The organism is Corallococcus sp. CA047B (assembly GCF_003612065.1).
GTDB classification, from domain to species: Bacteria; Myxococcota; Myxococcia; order Myxococcales; family Myxococcaceae; genus Corallococcus; species Corallococcus praedator.
On sequence record NZ_RAWD01000442.1, the window covers coordinates 1 to 6271 of the forward strand.

The 6271-nt window shown below is 67.5% G+C and carries 2 protein-coding genes and 1 pseudogene; all 3 read left to right on the forward strand.

Going from position 1 to position 6271, the window contains the following annotated elements:
- Positions 1-277 precede the first annotated feature (277 nt).
- Positions 278-3325, forward strand: a complete 3048-nt coding sequence (locus tag D7X74_RS38320) for a helicase-related protein (protein ID WP_158622354.1) — start codon at positions 278-280, stop codon at positions 3323-3325.
- A gap of 90 nt (positions 3326-3415) precedes the next feature.
- The gene (locus D7X74_RS38325; protein ID WP_120537913.1) at positions 3416-5452 is read left to right on the forward strand and encodes a membrane dipeptidase; all 2037 of its coding nucleotides are present in this window, start codon (positions 3416-3418) and stop codon (positions 5450-5452) included.
- 433 nt (positions 5453-5885) lie between these two features.
- Positions 5886-6271, forward strand: a pseudogene (locus D7X74_RS38330) (hypothetical protein); the annotation flags it as partial.

Below are 6271 nucleotides of genomic sequence, written 5' to 3' on the forward strand. Positions count from 1 at the left end.
GTCTCGTGGGCTCGGAGATGTGTATAAGAGCCAGCCTTGAAACCGCTCCCGAGCCGCTCCCTTCTCCAGAGCCCTCCCGCCCGGAGCTGATCCTGGTGACGCCGTTGCCCCTTGGGCCCGTTGTCGCACCCGCAGGTGGCGCGGATGAGGTGTCCCTCCTGGAGGTCCCCGTTGCCGTATGGCTGAGCGCGAACTCCAGCTCCCCCGCCGAGCCGGAGCCCGAAGTGTCGCTCCTGGCTTCATCGATGAGTGCCTGGTTGGAGAGAGGAAGCGCCTCATGAGCACATTGGACAGGGACGGTGCGACACTCGTCTCGGCAGGGGAGCTGCGCACGGATGTCCTGGAAATCTTCCAGGCCGAGCCGCGAATGGACCTCTTGTTGTCGGCCCCGGGCTTGCTGGCCCAGCCTCCTCAAGGACACGCGGGTCTGGCGCGGGAACCGCATGCGGGCCTTCCCGCCAGGGTGACGCATGCCCACCGCAACGCGCTTCTGGAAGCGTTCGGTGGACAGCTGGACGGACTGCCCCAGACGGCGGAATGGGAAGGTCGCATTGGGGAGTGGATCCGGAAACTTTCCTCCGCCGAGGCTCGTGTCTTCCACTATCAGCCGGGTCCGCTCTTCAGCCGGCTCATCAGTCGCCCGGAGGGCAGCCTTGTTCCCGCAGGGCCCATCACCCGGGGCACCTTGCACCGGCCTTCTGGCGCGGAGCTGGACCTGGCGCTCACGGGCGCGGTGCATGAGCGGGCCCGCGAATGGTTCCGGCTCCGCGCGGCGGAATCGGAGGACATCTCCAAGGACGTCCAGGCGTTGTTGGAGGGCTCCTGGGCCGGGGCGATGATCGGAGCGGAGGACATGTATCTCAAGGTCCTCTCCGAGTTCTTCCTGGAGATGCTCCAGGGCGCCGATTTGACCGACAGCAATCCCTTGCTGGAAGTGATGACGACCTTCCAGCGGGCGGCCTACCAACAGGCGAAAGGAATCCTGCGGCGCTTTGGTGGGGTCTTCCTGGCGGATGTCGTGGGTCTGGGAAAGACATACATTGCCATGGCCCTACTGCGCTATCTCCAGGACACGATGGACCGCCACGCGTTGGTGATTGCTCCGCCCACCGTGTGTCCGACGTGGCAGGCCCTGGGTGAGGAGTTCGGAGTGAACTTACGCGTCCTGTCCCATGGGCGACTGGAGGACCTTCCCCAGTACAGCCAGCGGCAGGTGCTGGTGGTGGACGAGTCCCACAACTTCCGCAACCCCACGACGCGTCGCTACGAGCGGATCTGGGAGTGGTTGCACCCCAACAACGTCCCCTCACGAAGGCAGGTGCTGCTGCTCTCCGCGACGCCACAGAACAACAGCCCACGGGACGTGATGCAGCAGATGAAGCTCTTCCCGGAAAACTTCACGCGGCTGCCCTTCCCGGGAGAGTCCCTGGAAGACTTCTTCAAGGCGGTGGAGGCGGGAAGGGAGTCGCTCACCAACGTGCTCCAGCATGTGGTGGTGCGACGCACGCGTCGCTTCATCCAGAACCACTACAAGGACGCGAAGCTCCCGGTGAAAAAGCCCACCGGGGGCTACGACTGGGTTCCCATCCGGTTCCCGACGCGCGTCTCCGGGCCGGAGCAGTGTCTGCGCTACCGGATCGAGGACACGTACGGCACCGGCCTGTATGACCGGATCATCCACCTGCTGGGCAGCATGGAGTACCCTCTCTACGGGCTGGCCGCCTATGTGCTGGAGATGCACCGTGATGATTCCCGCATGGTTGGCTTCCGCCAGGCAGGGCAGAGCCTTCGGGGGCTCTTCAAGGTACTTCTTCTCAAGCGGCTGGAGTCCAGCGAGGCCGCGTTTCGCGCCTCCCTGGAACGCCTTCGGGCGCGGCTCCAACGCGCGCTGGAGAACCTCCGGGGGGGCTTTGTCCAGGTCGTCGCGGACGTCGAGGACGAGGGCGAGTCGACCCCGGGAGGCGATCAGATGCCTTCCGGGATGTTCCACGTAGACCGGTTGCGCAACGCCCTGACGGCCGACCTGGAGCGGGTGGAAGAACTCTGGGGCGCGATGCATCAGCAGTCTCCCGCAGCGGATGCGAAACTCGCGCGGCTGCGGGCCTACCTGGCGACGCGCTCACCCCGGCAGCACCGCACGCTCATCTTCACGCAGTTCACCGACACGGCGGAGTTCCTCCATGAGCATCTCCAGGGGGAACATGGGAGCGTGGCGAAGGTGACGGGCAGCAGCGGAAACGTGCGAGAGATTGCTCGTCGCTTCGCGCCCAGGGCCAATCCCGGGCGTGGTCGTTCCGAGGTGCCGAAAACGCAGCAGATCGACCTGCTCATCTCCACGGATGTGCTCAGTGAAGGCATCAATCTCCAGGATGCCGACACCCTCATCAATTACGATCTGCATTGGAATCCGGTGCGGCTCATCCAGCGCGCGGGTCGCATCGACCGCCTGGGCAGTCTCAACGAGGAGATCCACATCTCCAGCTTCCTGCCGGAGCGGGCACTGGAAACCAACCTCGGACTTGAGCAAGTCCTCCGGCGGCGCATCCAGGAGTTTTTGAAGGTCTTTGGTGAAGACAGTCACATTCTTCCGCTGGAGGAGCGTCCCGACGTTGATGGCGTCCTGGACATCTATGCGGGAAAGGCCCTGGAGAAGGCCGAAGCGCACGATGAGATGGATGCGCTCGGCCGCCATGCCGAACGCATCCTGACGATCCAGCAGATGGAGCCCGCCCGCTATGCCCGGATCCGGGCGCTGCGCCCGGGCCGGAGAGCGGCGACCCGGTCGCGTCTCCCCGGCGTCGTCGCCACGCGGTTGGGGTGGTACTGGGCGTTCTGGCGCGAACAGGATGGGACGGGCCTGGAGCGCGTCGCGGACGTCGCGGGGCTGGATCTGCTCTTCAAACACTCCGAGAAGGCAGATGTGACAGAGGTCGTGCACGCGGTCCGATGTCGCCAGCGTGCGAACACGCTGGCGGAGGGCGCCCGGCGGCTCTTCTCCGGCGTGGCGGAGATCGTCCGGGCGCAGCGGCAGAAGCCCGCGCTGGACAAGAACGAAGAGTGGGTACTGTCCTCGGTGGACGCGCTGCGCAAGGGCTGCGACGAAGCACGCCTCGCGACGCTGGACGCCATGCGTCAATGGATCCTCGCGGGTCAGTACAAGCCAAGCCTGCGCCTCGCGGCGGCTCGCTGGCGCAAGGAGCAACTGCTTGGCGAAGCGCTCTTCCAGCAGATGGAAGCCATGCTTCGCTTTCCTCTCAAGAATGAGTTTCTCGGCGAGGAAGAAATGGTGGGCGTCGTCGTGGGAGAGGAGCCAGATGCTGTGTGACGCGATACCGCGTATAGCCCGCCAGAATTGCTAGCTCGGTGTTATTGCTGATACGCCCGGTGAGCCTTCCCCCCAAGAAAGGTGCACCGCATGTCACGTCGTTCCCGCTTCAGTCCCCGCAGTCTGTTCTCTCCAGTCCTCGCGGCCTCCGCGCTCGCGCTGGGCTGTGGCCCCGTCTCCGACGAGTCTCCGTCCGCGCAAGCCGAGGCCCCGGCGGAGGTCGCCCAGCCGCTGGCCGTGGGCGGCTTCGCGGAGATGCATCACCACATGTTCGCCGAGGAGGCCTTCGGCGGCGGCTGGTTCCACGGCAGCCACACCGGCACGCTCGCGAGCTGTGACGGCGGTGAGCCGGAGAGCGACCATGCTCGGGTCCGCATGGACCTGCGCGACATGCTCAACCTCTGTCCCAACTCCGGCAGCGTGAACCTGGGCGGCGTGCCCATCCTGTCGGATGTCTTCGGCGTCGGCGGCGCGCTGGCCTCGGAGGTCATCGGTCAGGTCGAAGGCACGCAGGGCGACACCGGCCTGCACCTGGGCCGCAAGGACGTCAACACCCAGTGGCCCCGCTGGGACACCATCGCGCACCAGCAGGCGTGGGAAGGCTGGCTCAACAAGGCCCGCCAGGGCGGCATGTCCCTGGTCATGGTGTCGCTCGTCAGCAACGAGTTCCTCTGCAAGGCGCTGCCGTACCAGAACCTCAAGCGGCCCTGTGACGAGATGATGGACGTGGACGTCCAGCTCCAGATGGCCCGCGACTTCGATGCCCGCACCGACTGGGCGGAGATCGCCCTGTCACCCGCGCATGCCCGGCAGATCATCGCCTCCGGCAAGCTGGCGATGGTGCTCTCCATCGAGTCCAGCAAGCTGTTCGGCACCAAGGACTGGCGCTCGGAGCTGAACCGCGTCTATTCGCTGGGCGTGCGCTCGCTGCAGCCCGTGCACCAGCTGGACAACCGCTTTGGCGGCGCCGCGCCCCACAACGCCATCTTCCAGGTCGCCCAGTTCCTGGAGAACTGTCACATCGACACGGACTGCGGCCTCACCGGCTCCGGCTTCACGCTGGGCTTCGACGTGGACGCGAACTGCAAGAACACCAAGGGCCTCACCGCGGACGGCAAGGCGCTGGTCCAGGAGATGATGGCCAAGGGGATGATCATCGACATCGCCCACATGTCCGAGAAGAGCGTGCAGGACACGTATGCCGTGTCCCAGGCGAACACCTGGTATCCGCTGATGATCTCCCACGGCCACTTCCGGGAGATCATGAACCCGGCGCTCGCCGCCAACGAGAAGACCACCCCGTCCTGGGTGGTGCGCTACGTGCGCCAGACGGGCGGCATGTTTGGCCTGCGCACCGCGCACGACGAGACGCGCGACTACACCCGCACCGCCGTCGCCAACTCCTGCCAGGGCTCCACGCGCTCGCTCGCGCAGGCGTACGAGTTCGGCCGCCAGGGCCTCAAGGTCAACATGGGCTTCGGCGCGGACCTGAACGGGTTCATCCAGCAGACGCGCCCGCGCTTCGGTGACTTCGGCGCGTGCTCGGCCGGCTTCCGCGCGGAGGCGGATGCGCAGCGCGAGCAGCAGCGCGTCTCCGGCCCGGGCCGCCTGGGCACCGACTTCGACATCTACGGCCTGGCCCACGTGGGCCTGCTGCCGGACGTGGTGAAGGACCTCAAGCAGCTGGGCGTCAACACCAGCGGCCTGGAGGGCTCGTCGGAGAACTACATCCGGATGTGGGAGCGCGCCAACGGCGCCCGCTCCGGCATGGCGGACGCGGCGAACGACATCGACACCGGCGGCGTCGCGGCCTACGTCCCCAAGGCCACCCGCGAGGCGGCCTTCCCGCAGATCTGCGGCAAGGCCTACGCGCCCGCCACCAAGTACGTCGCGGAGACGTGCCGCTTCAACCAGGAGTGCCGCAGTGGCTCCTGCAACGCGATTGACGGCTGCAGCGGCCTGAACGGCACCTGCTCCTGCACCACCGACTCGCACTGCGGCGCGACCCAGTTCTGCGGCTGGGGCACCAACTCCGGCAAGTGCGTGGAGAAGCGTCCCAAGGGCTCGCTGTGCTCCACCGGGCGCGAGTGCCAGTCGAACAAGTGCTCGTGGCTGATGTGCACCTGATGAAGTCCTGATGTGCTGAACCGGGGCGGCGTCCATCCGGGCGCCGCCCTTTTTCTTTGCCCGCCCTGAAATCAAGGCCGCCAGCCGGGCAGCCCTTCCGTCCCGCTGGGGCGTCCTGCGCGTTGCCGGACCCCCGAAGGGACTCCAGCTTTCCGTCTGGCCCCGCCATGCGAATCCCCGTCCGCGTCAGCCGCCTGTCTGGTTTCGTCGACGCAGCCCGGGGAGCGGGCGCCCGCGTCAGGCTCGCGCACCCACCGCGCTTCGGACGCGCGATGGCCCCGCACGGCCAGGGGTCCACCGGTTGTCCGCGTGCCTGGCGAAGGCTCCCTGGCGCTCACGGCCCTGCCCGCCACGGAGCCTCTGCCCCGGGAGGGGGCGCGCTGGGGAGAGAGCCCGGCCGGGCCCACGCCTGGACGGCGGGGGCCCCACCTCCATGACGAAACCGGAGTCGCATGCCCAGACGCTGGGACGCTCGCGAAGCGACTCGCTCCAGCGGCTCCAGTGGATGCTCGGCGGACTGGTGCCGGTCGCGAGCGCGTCCGCGGTGGGGATGGGGGCGCTCGTGCTTGTGGGCTGGGTGCTGGGCGTCCCCAGCCTCGTCGTGGCCCTCTCCTCGACGCGCACGGGCGTGATGGTGCCGGGCGTGGCGCTGGGGTTGATGGCGGCCGGCGGCGCGCTCTGGTGGCTCCACAAGGCGCCGGTCCAGGGGTGGCGTCGGAGCGTGGGGCGTGGGCTGGCGACGGTGGCCGCGCTGCTGGGGATCGAAGCCCTCGGGTGGTCCGCGCTCGGGGGCGGCGTGGGCGTCCACCGGCTCCTGCT